The following is a 20,750-nucleotide window of genomic DNA, read 5'->3' on the forward strand; positions in this document are numbered from 1 at the left end:
CGAAACACTCAGCGGATATAGGTTCTCAGCACTTCCGATATTTCCTCGACCGCTTCCGCCCTAGCCGCATCGTTTTCGGCATTCAGCACATGTTCGCGCAGGTGGTCGTCCAGCACCTCGCCGGTCAGCCCCGTCAGGGCGCCGCGCACCGATGCGAGAAGCTGCAGGATTTCGCCGCACGGGCGCTCGGCCTCGAGTGCGCGCTCGACCGCTTCCATCTGCCCTTTGAGGCGGCTGATACGGGCGATGAGCTTCTTTTTCTGAAGGGTGGTGTGAGACATGGCCGATTTCCTAAGGATAGGGGGGTATATTATCAAGCGGAAAAATCCAGGCAATGCCCTTGCATGCCGATCCGCCATTGACAAACGCCGCGTTTGCGGCGATTGATGCGCCATGATCAAGAACGCGCACCAGAGCCGCTCGTATTTTTGGCTGTACCTGTAAAGGGCGGCCGGACAGATCATATTGTCAACAAGCCGCCGTCAGGCGGCTTTGTTGTATCGGCAGCGTCCTGACGGCAGAATATCAAAGGACGCGAAGACCATGACCGAAATCGAAGACAGCGAAATTTCACTGATGCGCCCCTCGGTGGTGACGATCCGTGCCGCCAAGCCGCGCGACCTGCCCGAGCTTAACGAGATGATCGCCCTGCTGGCCGCCCATCACGGCGACCCCTCAGGCACGACACCGGAGCAATTGGAGCGCGACCTGTTCGGCCCCCTGCCCTGGATCCATGCGCTGGTCGCGGAAACCAGCGAAGGGCTGATCGGCTACGCCATTCTCGTGCCGCTCTACAGGGCGCAGGAAGGCAAGCGCGGCATGGACCTACATCATCTCTTCGTGCGCGACGGCCATCGCGGCCACGGCACCGGCCAGCTGCTCGTCGACCGCGCCCGCGAGACCGCGCGCAATGCCGGCTGCGGCTACCTTTCCGTCAGCGCAGCGACCGGAAACGTGCTGGCACATCGATTCTACGAACAAATGGATTTCACGCCGCGCCCCGTGACGGGCATGCGTTACATGCAGCCGATCGCTTAGGGTTGAATGCATCGAAGGTCTGCTTGCCTAGCTCGATAGGGGGAGCTGTCTGTTATCCTTGCCAGCTCACGCGCGGCATATCTATTCAGATTTCTACGGTTCCGATCGAGTCGGCCTGAGCTCGCTTCGGTACTGCTGACACTTTATTCAATCGCCTAAGGAGCTTTCATGCCTGATTTCAAACTTCATTGCTTCGCTCTCTCTGGAAACTGTTACAAGGTCGCGCTCTTTTTTGCACTTGCCGGCATCGAATGGGAAAGCATCTTCGTCGATTATCTAGGCGGCGAAACGCGAAATGAAGAATGGCGAAAAACTGTCAACGAACAGGGCGAAGCGCCGGTGCTCGAACATGGGCAAACGAAGATCAGCCAATCGGGGATTATCTTGGATTATCTGTCAGAGGTGACAGGCCATTTTGGGGCGCAGACAGCCGAAGAACGACGCGACATCATGCGTTGGATCCTCTTCGACAATCATAAATTCACCAGCTATTACGCGACGCTGCGGTTCATGTATGGCCTCCAGAAGAGCGGCGAGACGCCCGTCGTCGAGTTTTTGAGGATGAGAGCCAAAGCTGCCTATGCGATTGTTGATGAACATCTAGCCCATCGGGCCTTTATGGTCGGCGACCGGCTGACGATCGCAGATCTCTCTTTGGCGGGCTACGTCTTCATGCCGGAGGATACCGGAATTGATCACAGCGCCTTTCCGGCTATCGCAGCCTGGAAAGATCGTATCAGCAGCATGCCCGGCTGGCGCCACCCCTATGATCTCATGCCTGGTCCCACGTCCCTCTAAACAGGATCGAGATCGACTTCCGGAATGAAGCGGCCGCAGAACCGCTGCACAATTTGCCGCGACAAGCCTTACTTCCCCGGCACAGCCTTCAGATAGGCCGCGATCGCCTCGCGGTCGGCGGCCGGCAGATGGGCGATGTTCTGTTGCACGTCGACCATCGAGCCGCCGACGCTATCGAAATCCGGCGTGAAGCCAGTTTCGAGGTAGCTCGCGATATCGGCTTCGCTCCAGCTGCCGATGCTCTTGGAGGCCGGGGTGATGTCGGGTATGCGGCCCTCGCCTTCCGGATTCGGCGCGCCGGCGAGCCACATATTGGTCTCGAAGCCGCCGAGTGGATCACGCGGCGTATGGCATTCGCCGCAATGGCCCGGGCCTTCGACGAGATATTGCCCGCGTTTGACCTTGTCGTCGCTCTTTGCCAGCGCCACGCGCGGCTGATCGTTGAAATAGAGGAACTTCCAGCCGCCGAGTGCAAGCCGGATGTTGAAGGGGAACGGCAGTTCATGCGGCGGCGCGACGTTCGCGCTCTTCGGCAGGGTTTTCATGAAGGCGAAGAGATCGTTGACGTCCTTGTCGCTCATGCGGGCATAGGAACCATAGGGAAAAGACGGGTAGAGATGCTGGCCATCGGGGCCGACGCCGCGCTTCATCGCATTGCCGAACTGGGCAAGCGTCCAGGCGCCAATGCCTGCCTTCTCATCCGGCGAGATGTTCGGCACGTGGAAGGTGCCGAAGGGGCTCTTCAGCGCGAGACCGCCTGAGAGCGTCAGCTTGGCATCACCTTCCGAGCCGGGCGCGGCATGGCAGCTGACGCAGCCGCCCGCCCAGAAGACCATCTCGCCATTTGCCGTGTCCGGCGTGCCGAGATCCGCCCAATGGCTCTCCGGCAGGGGATCGGGAGCCGTGACGAGATAGAAGGCGCCACCGCCGAGGACAGCGACGCCAATCAGACAGAGCAGAACTCGGATGAACCTGCGGACCATGCACCGCCTCCCCCTTTAATGACAATTCCCGCCGATCAATTCCGCGACACGTACGCGGAGATAAAGTGAACCGCGCCGGCGGCAAGGCCGGCGCGGATCGATTATCCGCAGCATTTCCGCTGGAATTGCCCGGACGGCCTATCGCTCATTTGCTGAGACGATAGGCCTTGTGACAGCCGCCGCAATTCGCGCCGAGCGTATTAAGGGTGGCGCCGACGGCAGCGGAATCCGCCGGGAGTTGGGCAAGCGCGGTTTCGGCATCGGTGGAGAGCTTTTCAGCGCGAGCCTTGAAGTCGTCCATGTTTTCCCAGATCTTCGGGCTCACACCGGGATCGCTCTTGTCGCTATCCGGCTTGAATTGGTCGGGGAAGACTTTGGATGTAGCGGCAATCTTCGTCAGCGCCACTTTCACCGCCTCGGCGTCGTAGGGCTTTTCGCCTTTTGCGATCGCTGCAAGCGCACCGGTCGAGCCGCCGATCTGCTTCATCAGCGCCACACGCGAATCATGGGTGCCGTCGGCGGCGTTCACCGCACCCAAGGCTATGCCGGCCATCGCTGCGGCGGCAGCTACTGCTTTCCAATTCATATTTCCTCTCCATTTTCCTCGGCCGGGACGGCCGGTGGCCAATCTGCACCGGGAGCATGACAAAATCCATGCATCCAGGTGGTCACGTTTTGCCGGATGACCATAAAAACAATGTGATAAGCAGCGAAAGTGCGCCGCGTCGAATTTGCTTCATGCGACGCGCTTTTGGATGACAGGCATCAAGGCTCAGGCGCTCTTCCAGCCCTGCCAGAGGCTAAGCGCGGAGACTGCAACCAGCAGCAATCCGGCGCAACGCCCGACAAAGGCCGTGGCGTCGGGATTTGCGACCAAGAGGTCACGGCTGTGCCCGGCCGTCATTGCCAGCGTGCCGTAGATGGCGAACTGGGTGGTCACGGTCATGGCGCCCATGATCAGGCCCTGCATCCAGATCGGGCCGTATTCCGGCCTCAGGAACTGCGGGTAAACCGCGAACATGAAAATATAAGCCTTCGGATTGACGAGACAGGTGACCGCGCCCTGGCGGAAGGCGCGCCAGCTGGAATGCGCCGTTCCCGGGCCGACCGCTTCGACGGTGATCGAGCTGCGGATCAGCGAAATGCCGATCCAGATCATGTAGGCGACGCCGGCAAAAAGCAGAACGTTGAAAAGCTGCGGCAGCATGGTGACGAGCATGCCGACGCCGGCCGCGCCATAGGCCGAATGCACGGCGCCGCCCGCCATGATGCCGCCGGTCGCAGCTAGGCCGCGTTTGATGCCGCCGGTCAACGAATTGGCGAGCACGAAGAGCATGTCCATTCCAGGCACGATGATGATGCCGAAGAGAAGGGTGAAGAAGAGCCAGAGATTTTCATGGTAGTTCATGTCAGTTGTCCGCCCTGCGTCTTTCGGGATTTTTGAAAGACTGTGATTGATTTCAATTCGATAGGCGGCTCTATAGCGAAACCCAACTGACAGTGTATTGTCAGGAGCGTTGGGAGCGGAGGCAGGAAAATGCGCAAGGCCTCACGGCTTTTCGAGATCATTCAGATCCTCAGGCTGGCGAGAAAGCCTATGACGGCGGCAGCGATGGCCGAGGCGCTGGAGGTAACCGTCCGCTCGATCTACCGCGATATCGCCGCACTTCAGGCGATGCGGGTTCCGATCGAAGGCGGGCGCGGCATCGGCTACATCATGCGGCCAGGCTTCGACCTGCCGCCGCTGATGTTTTCGATCGAGGAGATGGAGGCGATCGTACTGGCGCTGGCGCTGCTTGAGCGGACGGCCGACGAAGAACTCAAGCAGGCAGCCCGCCGCGTCAATCAAAAGATCGCCGGGGCCGTGCCGGCACCGCTGCGCCAGGCGATGGACAACAAAGCGCTCTATGCCTGGGGCACGATCGCCCAGCCGCCTGTCGGGCTCGATCTTGCAATCGTGCGGCGCGCGATCCGCGACGAACGCAAGCTCGAGCTCGGCTACCGTGACGAACTCGGCCGTGCGACCGAAAGGACGATCCGACCGATCGCGCTGATCTACTATTCTGAGACCGCCAACATCGTCGCCTGGTGCGAGCTGCGCCAGGCGATCCGCAATTTCCGCAGCGACCGGGTGGAGCGTTGCGCGGCAGCCGAGGATTTCTTCAAAGGCGACGGCGACAGGCTGCGGGAACTCTGGACCAGAGGCTGGACGGAAAAGGCCGTGCCTGCGTGATGCGGCTTAAAGCACGTCGCGATCTTTCAGCTTCGCTGGCCGCGCTCTAAGTCTTTGTTTTTAAGCGTGTCGTTATCGCAAAACCGCGCACACTTTTGCGCGACACGCTTTAATAAGGCAGTGTCCGGCTCTCCTCACGGCCGAAGCCGCGGATTTCGATGCGGTCGGCATGGACTTCGACGATCGCGAAGGCGTTTTGCGTCTCGGTGTCGACCACGCCCTTGAAATTGACGAAGTGACAGGCGCCAGCCTTGTCATAATTGCCGACATGGTCATGGCCGTTGAGATAGGCGACGACATTGCCTTGTGAAGCGAGCAGCGCGACGATGCGCTCGCTGTCCCACATGCCATGCTCGCCGGGCGGATGGACCGGATAGTGATTCATGACGATCACCTTTTCGCCGGCCGCCGCCGCGCTTGCGATTTGATCGCCGAGCCAGGCGAACTGCTCGTCGCTCAGCGCCGCGTTCCAGCGGTGGGCATTGCGGGCGCCCCTGACCTGCAGCTCCGCCAGCATCTGCGCGGCAAGGACGCGGTGGTGATGGCCTTCGGCCGGCGCGAAAATGCTGACCTCGTTGCCGTCGAGCACGACGAAGCGCCAGCCATGACGCGAGAAACTGTAATAGGGCGACGGCATGCCCAAGCGCGCGGAGACTTCGGAGAGATGCCCTGCGGAAACCGAGAAATCGTGGTTGCCGAGCAGGAACAGCGCCTCGTGCCTCAGTTTTCCATAGACCGGAAGAATATCGTCAAAGCTTGCGAAGCTGCGGTCGATGACATCGCCGAGCGTCATGACGAAACTCAATTCGCAGCCGTTGAAGACCTCGATCGCTTCGGCGACCTTGGCGAGGCTGTTGGCGTAATGGCGGTCCATGGCCGCATGCGGGGGGATTGCCGCATATTGCGGGTCGGCGATGATGCCGAAACGGAACAGGGGGAGAGCGGAAGAAGACATGGAGCGTGATTAGGAGCGGCCGGTGACAGGGATGTGACGGCTTTCCCGCGAAAACGAAACACCCGGCGTTTGGGCGCCGGGTGCAGAATTCAAAAGCAGATGCCGCTTACTTCGTGGCTTCTTCGTAGCGTTCCAGGACGTAGTCCCAGTTGATCAGGCTATCGACGAAGGCCTCGAGATATTTCGGGCGGGCGTTGCGATAGTCGATGTAATAGGAGTGTTCCCAGACGTCGACGCCGAGGATCGGGGTGGCGCCATGAACGAGCGGGTTTTCGCCGTTCGGGGTCTTGGAGATTTCGAGCTTGCCGTTCTTGACGGAAACCCAGGCCCAGCCGGAGCCGAACTGGGTGGCGCCGGCGTTGGCGAAATCGGCCTTGAACTTGTCATAGCCGCCGAGATCGGAGGCGAAGGCTGCTTCGAGCTTGCCGGGCAGCTTGTTGCCGCCGCCGCCCTTCTTCATCCACTTCCAGAAATGGATGTGGTTGTAGTGCTGGGCGGCATTGTTGAAGAGGCCGGCATTGGTGCCGAAAGACTTCTTCACGACATCTTCGAGCGAGAGATCCGAAAGGCCGGCTTCGGCGGCGAGCTTGTTACCGTTGTCGACATAGGCCTTATGGTGCTTGTCGTGGTGAAACTCCAGCGTTTCCTTCGACATGAAGGGAGCAAGCGCTTCGTAATCATAGGGAAGTTCAGGCAATTCGAAAGCCATGTCAGATCTCCTCTTGGCAATAGATTGCGTCATCGGCAGGTGAGCCGGAACATAGGAGGGGAACGTGGGAGAGGCAACCGGCGAAATATCAAAAAACGATCAACCGGAGGAAAATTTGCCTCAGTTGCAAGGCTGGAATTGCGCCTGCAAATCGCTGACATACCCGCCGCGAAAATGGCTTTCCAGCAGTCACAGCAACGGAGAACCGAGATGAACAGGAATATAATCCAGCTTCTGGCCGCGGCCGCGCTTCTTTCCGCTGCCGGCGCCGCACACGCCTCCTCCGTCGAGGCCTGGCAGCAGCTTGCCGCCGATGTGGAAGCCAAATGCAAGAAGGCGGCGGTCGCAATCGAGAAACCCGTCGCTGCCGTCGATCCTTTCGGCACGTCCCATTACGGGCTCGCCCTGCTGACCGGCAAGCCGAAAGGCGCCAAGGGGCTGATCGCCCAGATCTGTGTCTACGACAAGCAAAAGAAGACCGTCGAGATCGGCAGCGAGCTGGACGCCGGGAAGCTCGGGCTCACGCCGGCAAAATAGCAGCCGCCGCACCGGTTTGATGCCGTTGCGTGATGTACTGACGGAACCGAAACCCACTCTTAGGAGTTGAAGATTGGGCTTTAGAGCGCCGGACGTTGTGGCGGGATACACGAGGCGCTCTAATTTGTTTGAAATGGCGCGTAATCTTTCGAGACACCGATTCGGACTTTCGGGGTTATGCAGCAGGGAGGTTCCGGATGTCAGAGCTTCGCAGCAGTGCGGAAGATCAGCAGAAAATCTATCAGCGCTGGGCACCTGTCTATGACCGCGTCTATCGCGGCATATTGCGCGACGGCCACCGCAAGCTTGCCGCACTCGCCGCTGATGCCGGCACCGACATATTGGAGATCGGCGTCGGCACCGGCCTGACGCTCGGGCACTATCCCAGCCGCTGCAGGGTGACCGGCATCGACATTTCCGAACACATGATCGCGCGCGCCCGCGAAAAAGCCAGGCGTGAAAACCTGCAGCATGTGCAGGCGCTGGAGGTGATGGACGCACATGCGCTCGCCTTTGCCGACCGGTCCTTCGATGCGGTCTGCCTGCCTTTCGTCATCACCCTCATCCCCGACCCCGAGCGGGCGCTGGACGAATGCGCAAGGGTGCTGCGGCCGGGCGGCGAGATCATTCTTGCAAGCAAGCTCGGCGACGGCGCCGGCCTGCAGGGCAGGATCGAGGCGGCGGTGGCGCCGCTGGTGCGCCATATCGGCTGGTCCTCCGCCTTTCGCATCCACCGCATCCTTGGGTGGGCCGAACGCCGCGGCGATTTTGCTGCTACCGATATCCTGCCGGTCTTTCCGAACGGCTTCTTCAAGATCGTCCGGCTGAGGCAGCGCGGATTTGCCGCCTGAGACGGAAACTTCTCTTCCCGCGTCGCATGTTCTGATGCTACCGTTCGTCCGAGGGGACTGCATGACATCGGATTTCTTCTTCTTCATCGTCGTGGGTTTCTGCGCACAGATCGTCGACGGCGCACTGGGCATGGCCTTCGGCGTGCTTTCCACGACGAGTCTTCTCGCCTTCGGTGTGCCGGCGGCCAATGCCAGCGCCATGACGCATGTGACGGAAATGTTCACGACCGCCGCGTCAGGGCTCTCGCATGCCTATCATCGCAACATCGACTGGCGTTTGGTGGCGCGGCTTGCGCCGGCCGGCATGATCGGCGGGGCGATCGGCGCCTATCTGCTTGTCAATATCGACGGCAAGACGATCGAACCCTACGTGTCGGCATACCTGGTCGCGATCGGACTGCTGATCCTCTACAAGGCCTTCCGCCCGCCGCTGCAGCGCGAGGTGCGTGACTGGGCCGTGCCGCCGGTCGGGCTTTGCGGCGGCGTGCTCGATGCGATCGGCGGCGGCGGATGGGGCCCGATCGTCACCAGCACGCTCGTCGGCCGCGGCCACGACCTCAAGCGGGTGATCGGCTCGACCAATTTCACCGAGTTTGCTGTGACGCTGACGATTTCCGTGACCTTCGTCGTGACCCTCGGCTGGTCGGAGCTTAATTCGGCGATCGGCCTCATCATCGGCGGCGTCATCGCCGCCCCTTTCGGCGCCATCCTCGTCAAACGGCTGCCGGTGCGGCCGCTGATGGTGGCGGTTTCGATGATCATCATCGCGACGTCGGCGCTCCGGCTTCTGTAACGCGTGGCCGCCTTGGCAGGGTTACAGATTCCGGCCGAAATAGACCTCGACGGACGCGATCTTCTCGCCGCGGAAGCGAAAGCTCTCCATGTTGTGGAAACTGCCACCCTCGAGTTTCTCGGCGCGGTAGCGGACCACCGCCTCATCACCGCCAACCGCCAGGAACTCTATCACGATATCGCGGAAGAGCGGTTCCTTCGGCCAGCAACGGTCGAAATAAGCAGCCCGGTCGATATGGTCGTCGCGCGGACTGGAGAAAGTAAAGTCCTCGGTCAGCATGGCGCCGACGAGATCCTTGCGGTCGCCGAGATAGGCGGCGTAAAGATCGCGGACGGTCCGCTCGCGGGATGAGTCCATGGCGTCCAAGGCGATGTCCTCCGATTAACCGATTGCGTCTCGCAATCGGTTATGTCCTAGCACTTTTATTTGAGATGATCCAGGTTGCGGTGCAACTGCGCTGCAAGTTTGATGCCGAGGCAGGGAATGACAGACAAGCAATGGGACGCCGCAAGGCCCGGTTCGATCTACTGGAAGCGCAATCTCGCCATCTCGCTGATCGGCTCCTTCACCACGATCGTGGCGATGACGCTGCTGCTGCCCTTCCTGCCGCTCTATGTCGAGGAACTCGGCGTCAGCGACCATGCGGCGATCGTGCAATGGTCGGGCATCGCCTATGGCGCCACCTTCTTCGCCGCAGCTCTCGTCGCGCCGCTCTGGGGGCGGCTCGGCGATATCTACGGCCGCAAGCTGATGCTGATGCGCGCAAGCCTCGGCATGACGCTGGCGATCTCGCTGATGGGCATGGCCGGCAATGTCTGGCAGCTGGTGGCGCTGCGCCTCTTCGTCGGGCTTGCCGGCGGCTATGCCTCCGGCTCGATGGTGCTGGTGGCGACGCAGACGCCGAAGGATCGTTCGGCCTGGGCGCTCGGCGTTCTCTCTTCCGGCATCATGGCCGGCAATCTCGTCGGCCCTCTGGTCGGCGGGGCGCTACCGCCCATCATCGGCATCCGCGGCACATTTCTCGCCGCCGGCGGCATGATCTTCCTCGCCTTTCTCGCGACGGCCTTTCTGATCAAGGAGGAAAAGTCCCCGGCCCGCAAGCAGGCGGCGAAAGCGAGCGGCGGCTGGAAATCCGTTGCCGACAGGCGGCCTGTCATCGCCATGCTGGCGACCGGCATGCTCCTAATGTTCGCCAACATGTCGATCGAGCCGATCATCACCGTCTATGTCGCGCAGATCGTGCCCGAGCAAAGCCGAGTGACGATGATTTCAGGCCTCGTCATGTCGGCTGCCGCGCTCGGCAGCATCCTTTCCGCCTCGTGGCTCGGAAAGCTTGCCGACCGGATCGGCCATTGGCCTGTCATCGCAGGCGCACTCGCCGTCGCCGGACTGCTGCTGATCCCCCAGGCCTTCGTCACCAGCTCCTGGCAGCTCATTCTCCTGCGTTTCCTGATGGGCGCAGCGCTCGGCGGGCTCCTGCCCTGCATCGCGGCCGTCATCCGCCACAGCGTGCCCGATAGCGCCGCCGGCAGTATTCTCGGTCTTTCCATCTCCTCGCAATATGTCGGCCAGGTGGCCGGCCCCATCCTCGGCGGCTTCATCGGCGGGCATATTGGCATGCAGGCGGTCTTCCTCGGCACCTCCGTGCTGCTTCTCGCCGGCGCCGCCTATGCGTGGCTGGTGCGACCGAGGGAAACGGAAACCGCAGCCGCCTGAGGACGATGTCTTATCAGCGTCGCTCGGCGCTCGCGCAGATCAGCTCGACGCCTGAGCGGGCGATCGCTTCCAGCGTCTCGCGGCTGTCGCCGGCGCGAGCGCGGACGGCGAGCGAATGCATGATGGCGGAGGCAAGCCTTGCGAGCGTCTGCGGATCGGCGTCCCCGGGCAGCTCGCCCCTTTCCACAGCCAGATGCATGCGATTTTCGATCTCGCCGTCGAAATCGTTGAGGCTGCGGCCGAGCACCTCGCGAACGCGCTCATGCTGGATCGCCTCGGCCGTCGCCGTGCCGATCAGGAAACAGCCGCGGGCGGCGATTTCCCCGTGCAGATAGATATCAAGCGCGCCGCTATAGACGCGGGCAAGATTGTCGCAGAGCGGCAATGACGGGTCGAGCGCTTCGGCAAGCACGTCCATGCCGTCCTGCCGATAGGCCTCCAGCGTATCGAGATAGAGATCCTCCTTGTCGCCGAAAGCGCCGTAAAGGCTCGGGCGGTTCAAGTTGGTCGCCGCACTGAGATTATCGAGCGAAGCGGCCGCAAAGCCCCGGTCCCAAAAGACCTCCCGGGCCTTGGCGATCGCTGTCTTCGCGTCGAAACCTCTCGGCCGGCCGCGCTTTTTCTCATCCTTCATATTCTGTACCGTTTCGCATTAAATTCTTGACGAAGGTCATTTTATGCGAAACAGTACAAATGTTCAACGCTATCGGCGGGCGGCATGAAGCGCCTGCATCGGAGAGGAGATCCGCCATGAAACTTTATATGCACGCCGCAGCCTGCTCGCTTTCGCCGCACATCATCTGCCGCGAACTGGGGCTCGATATCGAACTGGTGCAGGTCAATCGGGAAACCCATAGAACGAGCGACGGCCAGGATTTTCTCGCCATCAACGGCAACGGTTATGTGCCGGCGCTGGTGCTCGACGACGGCAAGGTGCTGACGGAAGGACCGGCGATCGCGCAGTTCCTTGCCGACAGCACGCCCGATGGAGCAGCCATGCTGCCGCCGGCCGGCGACTTCCGCCGCAACGAAATCCAATCCTATCTCAACTTCATCACCGCCGAGCTGCACAAGCCGATGGTGCTGCTCTTCAATCCGCTTTATTCGAGCGTGCATGAGGAGATCCGCCGGCTGATATCGAAGCGGCTCGCCTGGCTGAACGGCCGTCTTGCCGGCCCTTATCTCACCGGCGATGCCTTCACGGTAGCGGATGCCTATCTCTTTGTCTGCCTGAACTGGTCGCCCTGGACCGGCATCGATCTCAAGCAGTGGCCGACGCTGCACGGCTTCATGGCCCGTGTTGCGGCGCGCCCAAAGGTGCGTCAGGCGCTGCAGATAGAAGAGCTGGAGGCCTTCGATGCCGATGGCGTCTATTTCGCACCGCATGCCTATCTCGCCTCGGCCGGACGCAGCGGCTCACCGGTGCGGCCGTGACGGCGGCGGTCATCAGAGAGCGTTCACGGCGACCGGCAGCGCCCGCTTGTGAGCAGTCGCGCGATAGGCGGCAAGAATCCGGCGGCGGGAGATCTCGCCGACCGGCTTGCCTTCGAGGAAATCGTCGATCTCGTCATAGGTGACGCCATAGGCCTCCTCGTCGGGGCGCAGCGGCCGCTGATCCTCGAGATCGGCGGTCGGGACTTTGAAGACCAGCTCGTCAGGTGCGCCAAGTCGCTTTGCCAAGAGGCGGACGCGGCGCTTGTTGAGGCCGGCGAGCGGCAGGATATCGGCCGCACCGTCGCCGAACTTGGTGAAGAAGCCCATGACCGCCTCGGCCGCATGATCCGTGCCGATGACGAGGCCGCCAAGCGCGCCGGCAAGGGCGAACTGGGCGATCATGCGCTGGCGGGCCTTGATGTTGCCGAGGATGAAATCCTGCCGGCCGGCATCGGCAAAGGCAAGGCCGCCGCCCTGAGCGGCGGCAAGCATCGCATCGGCGGCCGCCTTAATATTCACCACCATATTGCGGTCCGCGCCGATCGTTTCCAGAGCCCTCTCCGCATCGGCCTCATCCGCCTGGACACCGTAGGGAAGCCGCACCGCGATGAATTCCGCCGTATGGCCGCTGTCACGCAGCTCGCGCACGGCCTTCTGGGCCAGCAGGGCCGCCGTCAGCGAATCGACACCGCCGCTGATGCCGAGGACATAACTGCGCATGCCCGACGCAACGAGGTAGTCCTTGAGGAAAGCGGTGCGGCGGTCGATCTCGTGCTCAGGATCGATCTCGGCGGCAACGCCCAGTTTACGGATGATCTCGCCTTGTTCGTCGGACAGCACGGTCATGGGTCTTTTCCTCATTGTGAAGTCTATGGATAACCCCGGCGAAGATAGGGGAAACAAAGACGTGTTGTACCCTCTTCATCGGGCAACCCGTCTATCTTCTGTCGGCAGGCCGGTCCGCAGCACGCCTACCGCACAATCGTAAACAGCTCCACCGGCTCTGCAAAACCCTTCAGCTGATGTGCCCCGACAGAGACCGCGTTTCCCTCCCCCGCCTCCTGGCTGAATGGGTTCGACATCAACAAGACCTCTCCGAGCTCGCTGCAGGCGGTCTGGATGCGGCTGACCAGATTGACGTCGCGGCCGATAAGGGTGAAATCGAGGCGGCGGCCGGAGCCGACATTGCCATAGCTGACCTCGCCGTAATGAAGCGCGATGCCGGCCTTCACGCCGACGCCTTCGTATCGGAAATCATCGATCTCATCGAGGATGGCGCCGGCCGATGCCAGGGCGGCACCGCAGGATTGGGCGGCATCGTAACCCGGGAAGAAGGCGAGGACAGCGTCACCCATGAATTTCAGCAATTCGCCGCCCTCGCGGGTGATCGCCGGCACGATCCTGTCGAAATAGGCATTGAGCAGACCGAGCACGGTGCTGCCGGGCAGCCGGTTCGACAGCTCGGTAAAGCCGCGCAGATCGCAGAGCAGCAGGGCGGCCTGCATGGATTCGATCTCGCCCTGGCGGATGCGGCCGGCCAGGATCCGGCTGGCCGTCAGCGGGCCAATATAGGTGTCGAGGAGGCTGAGTTCGACCTGGCGAAGAGTGCGCAACTCGCTGGTGTTTCGCAGCGCCGGCAGGATGCGTTCGATCAGCTGCCGCTCGGAAGCGGTGAAGCCGCCCGGCCGCCTGGTGCCGAAAACGGCGGCGCTGACCGGACCTTCGCCATTGCAGAGCGGCGCGATGACGAGCTGCATCAAGCCGCGATCGGCAAAGATATCGATATGCTGCCAGCGGCCGTGGACGCTTTCGCCAAGGCCGACGACCAGCGGTTCGCGGGTGTCCATGACCTTGCGCAGCGGTGTATTGGCAATCGCAACGCGGGCGCCGTGTTCGCGGTCGTGGATCTCGACCGGCTCGCCCGGCGCCCAGGCGATGGTGCGGCCGATGAACTCAGGATGCAGCGTCATCAGATGCAGGGTCAGCCGGTCGACCGGCAGGCCAAGCGCCTGAAGCCTGCGGCCGAGGCCGGAGACGAGGCCCGCTTCGTCGAGCGCGTGGCATTCGTCGCCGGAGAGCCATTCGATGATCGAGAGCAGCGCGCCCGTGCTGACGGCATTGCCGGTGGCCTTCGGCGGAGACCGGTCGAGATCGGGAGCATGGATCGCTGATGTCATGGCTTTCTCCTCCTTGAGGGCACGGTGCTAGTGAGCGCCGCCGCCGGAGAGTTGACCGGGCCTGCTGAGCAGCAGACTTGCCAGCAGGGCGACGACGAGCGCGACACCGAGCAGAAAGAAGGTGTCGCTGAAGGCCATGATATTGGCCTGCCTGCGTATTTTGAGCGCGATGGCGACGACGGCCTTGTTGCCGGCGAGAGCCTGATCGCTGACGCCGTGGTTCATGAAATAGGCTGTCAGCCTTGCAACGCGATCGCGCGTGGCTTCCTCGAAGACCGAGACCGAGTTGGTCAGGATGTTCGAGTGGAACTGCTCGCGCTTCGACAGGAAGGTCTGCAGCGAGGCAATGCCGACCGCGCCGCCGAGATTGCGCATCATGTTAAAGAGCGACGATGCCGTTCCGGCATTCTCCTGCTCGATACCTGATGTGGCGATGGCCGACAGCGGGGTAAAGACGAGCGCCTGGCCTATGGCGCGCACGATGTTCGGCCAGAAGAGCTGGTCGCTCGCATAATCGCCGGTCATGTGAACGTTCATGAAGTTCGAGGCGGCAAAGAGGGCAAAGCCGACGACGATCAGCAGCCGGACATCGAAACGCTTCATCAGGCGCGGCACCAGCGGAATCAGCAGCAGTTGCGGGATGCCGGTCCATGCGAGGACCATACCGATCTGTTCGGAATTATAGCCCTGGATACGGGCGAGATAGATCGGCAGCACGAAAACCGAACCATAAAGCGCGATGCCGAGCAGGAAGTTGGCGACGATGCCGAAGCCGAAATTGCGCCGCAACAGAAGACGCAGGTTCAGGAGCGGATGGGCGGTCTTCAGCTCGATGACGATGAACAGCGTCAGCGAGACGGCGGCGACAACAGCCAGGCGGAGGATGAAATCGGAGCCGAACCAGTCTTCCTTGTTGCCCTCTTCCAGCACGGTCTGCAGGGCCGCCAGCCCGATCGCCATGGTGACGATGCCCGGCCAGTCACCCCTGGCGAGCAGCTTCAGGTTCATCGGCGCCCGCTCCAGCGAAGCAAAGAGCAGGCCGATCATCAGCGCGCCAGGGACCAGGTTGACGTAGAAAATATATTCCCAGCCCCAGTTCTCGGTGAGATAACCGCCGATCGTCGGGCCGATGGCCGGTGCGAAGGTGGCCGAAAGGGCAAACAGCGCGAGACCCACCGGCTGCCTCGCCTTGGGCAGCAGCGTGATGATGATGGTGAAGGCCATCGGGATCAGCACGCCGCCGGAAAAGCCCTGAATAGCCCGCAGGATGATCATCTGCTGCAGATTGGCCGCAAAGGCGCAGGCGATGGAGAAGATCAGGAAGAGGATGGCATTGACGAGCAGATAGTTGCGCAATGAGAAGACCCGCGTCAGCCAGCCGCTCAAAGGAATGACGACGATCTCGGCGATCAGGTAGGAGGTCGAAATCCAGCCGCCGTCATCCGTGCCGGCGCCGATGGCACCCTGGATATCGGCAAGCGAGGCGTTGACGATCTGGATGTTGAGGACCGCCATGAAGGCGCCGAGCGTGGAGCCGACGACGGCCATCCACATGCGGAGCGGGCTGATGGCAGCGGGTTGGGCGGGCACCGCGGCGGGATGCGTGAGCGAATTGCTGTTTGCGGCGATCTGAAGAGTGGCCATGGCTGATCTCTTTCCGGTTCTCGCAGAAAACCTTCTCATGACGGGGTTCGGGCGGCATTCGGGGAAGGATCGGGATTATCCAGCCGAGCTGAGTAATCCCTCGTCGGCCGCAGAGGTCTGCGCGGCTTTGGTATCGATTTCAGGCTCGACCGACATGCCCGAGCGCAACAGGCCGCGCAGAGCCTCGTCGTCGATGACGATCTTGACCGGAATGCGCTGGACGATCTTGGTAAAGTTGCCGGTGGCGTTGTCAGGCGGCAGCAGCGAGAATTCGAGGCCGCTTGCCGGCGAAACGCTGTCGACATGGCCCTTGATCGTCGCGCCGGGAAAGCTGTCGACCTTGATCTCGACCGGCTGGCCGGGGCGAACGTAGGTCAGCTGCGTTTCCTTGAAATTGGCGACGACATAAACGGCATGCAGCGGCACGACGGCCATCAGCTGCGTACCGGAAGTGACATATTGGCCGACGCGGATCGAACGGGCGCCGACCGTGCCGTCGACGGCGGCGACGATATCGGTATAGGACAGATTAAGCTCAGCCTGACGCGCGGCAGCCGCCGCCCGGTCGCGCTCCGCAACCGCCTGCTGGCGCTCCGTCTCAAGCACAGGCACTTTGTTCTCAGCCGCGACGAGAGCCGCCCGGTCGCGCTCGACGGCGGCTGCGGCCTGGTCGCGGGCCGACTGGCTTTGTTCGGCGCGGGACTGCGTGCCGGCGCCGCTGGTGATCAGCCGGGCCGAGCGCGCCGCATCGGAAACGGCAAAATCCAGCGAGGCCTGCGAGGCCTCGATCGTCGCCTTGGCCTGTCCGATGACCGACTGCTGCAGGGCGATCTGGGCATCTATATTGGAAACGGCGGCTTCAGCCGCCTTCACATCGGCTCGTGCCTGCGAAAGGGCGGCCTGGAAGTCGCGGTCGTCGATGCGGGCGAGAACCTGACCAGCCTTGACCGGGTCGTTGTCGTTGACGAGCACGTCCTTGATATACCCGGCGACCTTCGGGGCCACCGTCGTGTAATCGGCCTTCACATAGGCGTTGTCCGTCGATTCGATGAAGCGGCCAACCGTCCAGTAGCGATAGCCGAAATCGCCTGACAAGGCGACGCCGGCAAGCAGCGCAGCGGCGATGACCGCACGCTTCACGGCTCTGCGGCCGGCTCTCTTCGGCGCTTCCACAGCCGGAGCTTCGACGACAGGCGCCTCGGCAGCAGGCGCGGCATCGGCCTGCCGGGCGGTGTCGAAAACATCCTTGCGCGGTAACTCAACCATCGTGCTTCTCCTTCAATCCAGCCCCTCGGTACGAGGTCCTGTTCGTTGCGAAGAAAATGCACCCTGCCGTTCACCGTGATAATCTGCTTATATCGGGAAGGATCATCAACTCTCAGCGGATAATCCGAGGGCAATATGGATCGGCTGACAAGCCTCACAGTCTTTGGCCGCGTGGTGGAATGCGGCGGCTTCTCCGCCGCCGCGCGCCGGCTCAACATGTCCGTCACCATGGTCGGCAATCACGTGCAATCGCTGGAAGATCGGCTCGGCGTCAGGCTGCTCAACCGCACCACGCGCAAGGTGAGCCTGACGGAAACCGGCAAATATTATTATGAACGCTCCTCGCAGATCCTTGCCGAGCTCGAAGAGGCCGACCGGACGGCGGGGGCGCTGAGCACCACGCCGCGCGGCACGCTGAAGGTCTACACCAGCAGCGCCATCGTGCGTTTCCTGCTGCCCGTCGTCAGCGAATATATGGAACTCTATCCATCGATCGCGCTTGATTTCAGCGTCGGCGAACGAATGGTCGACATGATCGAGGACGGCTACGATCTGGTGATCCGAACTGTGCCGCCGCCGGATTCCTCGCTTGTCGCGCGCAAGCTGACACCCTGGCGCCATATGCTCGTCTGCTCGCCGGCCTATTTCGACAGCCACCCGATGCCGCAAAGGCCGGCCGAGGTCGCCGATCACAATTGCCTGCAATATGCCTATTACCCGTATGGCGAGGAATGGCGCTTCGAGGATTGCGAAGGCCGGCAGGAAAGCGTCAAGATCGGCGGCAACGTCGTCTCCAACAGCGCGGAAATGCTGCGTTTCCTGACGCTGAATGGCCAGGGCATCTTCCTGGCGCCGAGCTTCGTGGTCTTCGACGACATCGCCGAAGGACGGCTGGTGAAGATCATGCCGGACTACAGGCCGGTCGAATTCAACATCAACGCCGTCTATCCCAACCGCAGCCATCTGGCGACCAAGGTGCGTTTGTTCATTGATCTCCTGGCGGAGAGATTTGCGGAGCATCGCAAGTGGATGACGTGACGGGGTGCGGGTGGGGATTGCCCTCCTGCCCTGCCGGGCATCTCACCCACAAGGGGGATTGGCAGGAAGCCATCCCTCGCCCCGAATTACGGTTCATGTGACGGCCCGTTGTTTGGGGAAGCCATCGCGCCCATCCGATATCCCTCCTTGTAGGGGAGATGCCCGGCAGGGCAAAGCGCCAGCCCTTCGCTCGCGCTCCGGGCGTTCGTCATTGCAATCGATTCACTGGATCGATTGCTCCCGCTCTGCGGGACCATTCCTCACTCCTCGCTCTCGCTTCTGCCGTGGGCCCAGTCCATGTACAGGTCCAGCGCCTTGCGGGTGACCGGGCCTTCCTGAAAGTCGCGGCCGTCGAGGCGGGTGACGCCGACGACCTTGGAATAGTTGCCGGTGGTGAAGATCTCGTCGGCCTGCATGAAATCCTCGACGGAGAGCGTCGTCTCGACGACATCGAAACCGGCCTTCCGCAAGAGGCCGATGATCCGGGCGCGGGTGATGCCGGCAAGGAAGGTGCGGTTGGCGGCGGGCGTCATCACCACGCCGTCGCGCACCAGGAAGACGTTGGACGAGGCAGTCTCGACGACATTGCCGTTCAAATCGCGCACCAGCGCATTGTCGAAGCCGCGGCTGCGAGCCTCGGCGATCATGCGTCCGCTGTTCGGATAGAGCGAGCCGGTCTTCGCCTCGGTCATTGCGGTTTCCGGCGATGGCCGGCGATAGGGCGAGACGGTGAGGCTGGTGCCGCCATGGCCACCCATCGGCGCCTCGAACAGGCACAGCGCAAAGCGGGTCGATTCGGCGTCGACGGAGACGACGCTGCCCGGCGAACCGTGCTCGCCCCAATACATCGGCTTGATGTAGATTGCCGTCGCGCCATCGAATTTCTCAACGCCTTCCCAGGCGAGCGCTGCGATCTCCTCGGCCGATTTCACCGGTTTCAAGCCCATGGCAAGCGCCGAGCGGTTGACACGCTGGCAGTGCAGCTCGAGGTCCGGCGCGATGCCGTCGAACCAGCGGGCTCCGTCGAAGACCGAGGAGCCCAGCCACATGGCATGCGACGTCGGCCCGATCAGCGGCGGATTGCCGGGAAGCCACTCTCCGTCGACATGCGTCCAGGTGGTTGAGCGGGGTGATGTATCGACGGCCATGTTGCCCTCCCTTTTTTTAAAGCCGGAAAAAGCAAAACCGCCGCGGCAAGCCGGGTCAAGAAGAAATCCGGCCACAAAATGCGGAAGCAAGAAAATGCCGGAGGACGGCGTCAGGCCGCAATATTCCTGCGCAGCAGCACGCGCTGAAGCGATGGGTGCATCAGCAAAAGTGATGGAATGGATGGTTGGAACGGCGGCCGGCCGCATGCCATCATGGGGCAGTCGCAGGGAGCAGCAAGGGAAAACACCGATGAGAGCCATGTATTACGAAGCCTTCGAAAAGGCGCCCGAGATTCGCACCCTGCCCGACCCCACGCCAGCCGAGGACGGTGTCGTCATTGCGGTCGGCGCCAGCGGGCTCTGCCGTAGCGACTGGCACGGCTGGATGGGACATGATCCCGATATCCGCCTGCCGCATGTGCCGGGCCACGAACTCGCCGGGCGGGTCGTCGCCACCGGCCGCGGCGTGATGCGTTTCAAGGTGGGCGACCGGGTGACCGTGCCCTTCGTTTCCGGCTGCGGCCATTGCGGCGAATGCCATTCCGGCAATCAGCAGGTCTGCCCCAACCAGTTCCAGCCGGGTTTCACCCATTGGGGCTCCTTCGCCGAATATGTGGCGATCGATTATGCCGACACCAATCTGGTGCACCTGCCCGATACGATCGACGATGCGACGGCGGCAAGCCTCGGCTGCCGCTTCGCCACTTCGTTCCGCGCCGTCGCCGACCAGGCGCGCACCAAGCCCGGCGAATGGATCGCAGTGCATGGCTGCGGCGGCGTCGGCCTTTCGGCAATCATGATCGCCACCGCACTCGGGGCCAATGCGATCGGCATCGACATCTCGGAGGAGAAGCTCGCCTTCGCGCGCGAATGCGGGGCGGTGGCGACGGTCAACGCATCCGGTGTCGCCGACGTGGCGGAGGCAGTCCGCGAGATCACCAAGGGCGGCGCGCATGTTTCGATCGATGCGCTCGGCCATCCCGCCACCTGCTTCAATTCGATCAAGAATCTGCGCCGGCGCGGCCGGCATGTGCAGGTGGGGCTGATGCTCGGCGAACATGCCGCGCCGCAAATCCCGATGGCGCAGGTGATCGGCCACGAGCTGGAGATCTACGGCAGCCACGGCATGCAGGCCTGGCGCTACGACGCCATGCTGTCGATGCTTGCCGCCGGCAAGATCGCTCCGCAGAAGCTGATCGGACGCCGCGTCAGCCTGGAAGAAGCCGTGCCGGCGCTGATGGCGCTCGACAAGGCGGAAGCGACGGGCATCAGCGTGATCACACGGTTTTCATAAGGCAGCGGCACGGCCGCCGGCCTTATCCAGCCACGCCAACGTATTATAGGCGCAGAGCCTTCCGACACGGTGCGGCCGGCGCACATTTGCCGCAGCCGGACAGGCCTTGCGAAACCTGTCCGCCGCACCGATATCG

23 protein-coding genes are annotated in these 20,750 nt (G+C 62.3%); 10 read left to right on the top strand and 13 right to left on the bottom strand.

Translation table 11 applies throughout. The annotated features are described in order from the left end of the window. Nucleotides 1-8: 8 nt before the first annotated feature. Nucleotides 9-281 (bottom strand): Ni(II)/Co(II)-sensing transcriptional repressor DmeR, encoded by a 273-nt coding sequence (gene dmeR / locus ATY77_RS16450; RefSeq protein WP_088688146.1) that lies wholly within the window; start codon nucleotides 279-281, stop codon nucleotides 9-11. A gap of 262 nt (nucleotides 282-543) precedes the next feature. Between dmeR and ATY77_RS16455 the strand changes: the two genes are divergently transcribed. Together ATY77_RS16455 and ATY77_RS16460 are read left to right on the top strand one after the other, a co-directional pair. Then, nucleotides 544-1,038: a GNAT family N-acetyltransferase gene (locus ATY77_RS16455; protein WP_088688147.1), complete on the top strand. Its 495-nt coding sequence runs from the start codon at nucleotides 544-546 to the stop codon at nucleotides 1,036-1,038. A gap of 168 nt (nucleotides 1,039-1,206) precedes the next feature. Further along, nucleotides 1,207-1,836, top strand: a complete 630-nt coding sequence (locus ATY77_RS16460; RefSeq protein ID WP_088688148.1) for a glutathione S-transferase family protein — start codon at nucleotides 1,207-1,209, stop codon at nucleotides 1,834-1,836. A 68-nt stretch (nucleotides 1,837-1,904) separates the two neighbouring features. Here the strand turns inward: ATY77_RS16460 and ATY77_RS16465 are convergent, their stop codons facing one another. The 3 genes from ATY77_RS16465 to ATY77_RS16475 form a co-directional block, all read right to left on the bottom strand. Further along, nucleotides 1,905-2,819 carry a cytochrome c gene (locus tag ATY77_RS16465; protein ID WP_088688149.1) on the bottom strand — a complete coding sequence of 305 codons (915 nt, stop codon included), beginning with the start codon at nucleotides 2,817-2,819 and terminating at the stop codon, nucleotides 1,905-1,907. Nucleotides 2,820-2,964: 145 nt separating this feature from the next. Then, on the bottom strand, nucleotides 2,965-3,405 hold the full coding sequence (locus ATY77_RS16470; protein WP_088688150.1) for a cytochrome c: 441 nt from the start codon (nucleotides 3,403-3,405) through the stop codon (nucleotides 2,965-2,967). A 186-nt stretch (nucleotides 3,406-3,591) separates the two neighbouring features. Beyond that, nucleotides 3,592-4,227, bottom strand: coding sequence for a LysE family translocator (locus ATY77_RS16475; RefSeq protein WP_088688151.1), 636 nt, complete (start codon nucleotides 4,225-4,227; stop codon nucleotides 3,592-3,594). 129 nt (nucleotides 4,228-4,356) lie between these two features. Between ATY77_RS16475 and ATY77_RS16480 the strand changes: the two genes are divergently transcribed. Next, nucleotides 4,357-5,052: a YafY family protein gene (locus ATY77_RS16480; RefSeq protein WP_088688152.1), complete on the top strand. Its 696-nt coding sequence runs from the start codon at nucleotides 4,357-4,359 to the stop codon at nucleotides 5,050-5,052. 109 nt (nucleotides 5,053-5,161) lie between these two features. Here ATY77_RS16480 and ATY77_RS16485 read toward each other — a convergent pair whose 3' ends face one another. Beyond that, nucleotides 5,162-6,007, bottom strand: coding sequence for a metallophosphoesterase (locus ATY77_RS16485; protein ID WP_088688153.1), 846 nt, complete (start codon nucleotides 6,005-6,007; stop codon nucleotides 5,162-5,164). Nucleotides 6,008-6,113: 106 nt separating this feature from the next. Continuing rightward, nucleotides 6,114-6,716 carry a superoxide dismutase gene (locus ATY77_RS16490; RefSeq protein WP_003569477.1) on the bottom strand — a complete coding sequence of 201 codons (603 nt, stop codon included), beginning with the start codon at nucleotides 6,714-6,716 and terminating at the stop codon, nucleotides 6,114-6,116. A 210-nt stretch (nucleotides 6,717-6,926) separates the two neighbouring features. On the opposite strand from ATY77_RS16490, the gene ATY77_RS16495 reads away from it, so the two are divergent. The 3 genes from ATY77_RS16495 (at nucleotide 6,927) to ATY77_RS16505 (ending at nucleotide 8,897) form a co-directional block, all read left to right on the top strand. After that, a complete protein-coding gene (locus ATY77_RS16495; protein WP_088688154.1) occupies nucleotides 6,927-7,253 on the top strand; it encodes a hypothetical protein in 327 nt (108 codons plus the stop codon). Between the two features lie 197 nt (nucleotides 7,254-7,450). Then, on the top strand, nucleotides 7,451-8,104 hold the full coding sequence (locus ATY77_RS16500; RefSeq protein WP_088688155.1) for a class I SAM-dependent methyltransferase: 654 nt from the start codon (nucleotides 7,451-7,453) through the stop codon (nucleotides 8,102-8,104). 61 nt (nucleotides 8,105-8,165) lie between these two features. After that, nucleotides 8,166-8,897: a sulfite exporter TauE/SafE family protein gene (locus ATY77_RS16505; protein ID WP_088688156.1), complete on the top strand. Its 732-nt coding sequence runs from the start codon at nucleotides 8,166-8,168 to the stop codon at nucleotides 8,895-8,897. Nucleotides 8,898-8,918: 21 nt separating this feature from the next. Here ATY77_RS16505 and ATY77_RS16510 read toward each other — a convergent pair whose 3' ends face one another. Then, nucleotides 8,919-9,263, bottom strand: coding sequence for a nuclear transport factor 2 family protein (locus tag ATY77_RS16510; RefSeq protein WP_088688157.1), 345 nt, complete (start codon nucleotides 9,261-9,263; stop codon nucleotides 8,919-8,921). Between the two features lie 117 nt (nucleotides 9,264-9,380). Between ATY77_RS16510 and ATY77_RS16515 the strand changes: the two genes are divergently transcribed. Next, on the top strand, nucleotides 9,381-10,613 hold the full coding sequence (locus ATY77_RS16515; protein ID WP_088688158.1) for a multidrug efflux MFS transporter: 1,233 nt from the start codon (nucleotides 9,381-9,383) through the stop codon (nucleotides 10,611-10,613). A gap of 13 nt (nucleotides 10,614-10,626) precedes the next feature. Here ATY77_RS16515 and ATY77_RS16520 read toward each other — a convergent pair whose 3' ends face one another. Further along, a complete protein-coding gene (locus ATY77_RS16520; RefSeq protein WP_088688159.1) occupies nucleotides 10,627-11,247 on the bottom strand; it encodes a TetR/AcrR family transcriptional regulator in 621 nt (206 codons plus the stop codon). Nucleotides 11,248-11,363: 116 nt separating this feature from the next. Between ATY77_RS16520 and ATY77_RS16525 the strand changes: the two genes are divergently transcribed. Further along, on the top strand, nucleotides 11,364-12,047 hold the full coding sequence (locus tag ATY77_RS16525) for a glutathione binding-like protein (protein ID WP_088674564.1): 684 nt from the start codon (nucleotides 11,364-11,366) through the stop codon (nucleotides 12,045-12,047). A 12-nt stretch (nucleotides 12,048-12,059) separates the two neighbouring features. On the opposite strand, the gene nadE is transcribed toward ATY77_RS16525, so the two are convergent. The 4 genes from nadE to ATY77_RS16545 form a co-directional block, all read right to left on the bottom strand. Next, nucleotides 12,060-12,893, bottom strand: coding sequence for an ammonia-dependent NAD(+) synthetase (gene nadE, locus ATY77_RS16530; protein WP_088688160.1), 834 nt, complete (start codon nucleotides 12,891-12,893; stop codon nucleotides 12,060-12,062). 125 nt (nucleotides 12,894-13,018) lie between these two features. After that, nucleotides 13,019-14,224 carry an adenylate/guanylate cyclase domain-containing protein gene (locus ATY77_RS16535; protein ID WP_088688161.1) on the bottom strand — a complete coding sequence of 402 codons (1,206 nt, stop codon included), beginning with the start codon at nucleotides 14,222-14,224 and terminating at the stop codon, nucleotides 13,019-13,021. 27 nt (nucleotides 14,225-14,251) lie between these two features. Further along, complete coding sequence (locus ATY77_RS16540; protein WP_088688162.1) at nucleotides 14,252-15,868, bottom strand: MDR family MFS transporter; 1,617 nt, start codon at nucleotides 15,866-15,868, stop codon at nucleotides 14,252-14,254. Nucleotides 15,869-15,943: 75 nt separating this feature from the next. Then, entirely contained in the window at nucleotides 15,944-17,134 is a 1,191-nt protein-coding gene (locus tag ATY77_RS16545; protein ID WP_088688163.1) for an HlyD family secretion protein, read from the bottom strand. Between the two features lie 135 nt (nucleotides 17,135-17,269). Here ATY77_RS16545 and ATY77_RS16550 point away from each other — a divergent pair, with 135 nt between their 5' ends. Continuing rightward, entirely contained in the window at nucleotides 17,270-18,172 is a 903-nt protein-coding gene (locus ATY77_RS16550) for a LysR family transcriptional regulator (protein ID WP_088688164.1), read from the top strand. 260 nt (nucleotides 18,173-18,432) lie between these two features. Here ATY77_RS16550 and ATY77_RS16555 read toward each other — a convergent pair whose 3' ends face one another. Next, entirely contained in the window at nucleotides 18,433-19,320 is an 888-nt protein-coding gene (locus tag ATY77_RS16555) for a branched-chain amino acid aminotransferase (RefSeq protein ID WP_088688246.1), read from the bottom strand. 250 nt (nucleotides 19,321-19,570) lie between these two features. Between ATY77_RS16555 and ATY77_RS16560 the strand changes: the two genes are divergently transcribed. After that, on the top strand, nucleotides 19,571-20,614 hold the full coding sequence (locus ATY77_RS16560; protein WP_088688165.1) for a zinc-dependent alcohol dehydrogenase family protein: 1,044 nt from the start codon (nucleotides 19,571-19,573) through the stop codon (nucleotides 20,612-20,614). Nucleotides 20,615-20,750: the final 136 nt, after the last annotated feature.

The sequence above is a fragment of the Rhizobium sp. R634 genome, assembly GCF_002211305.1.
Taxonomy (GTDB): domain Bacteria; phylum Pseudomonadota; class Alphaproteobacteria; order Rhizobiales; family Rhizobiaceae; genus Rhizobium.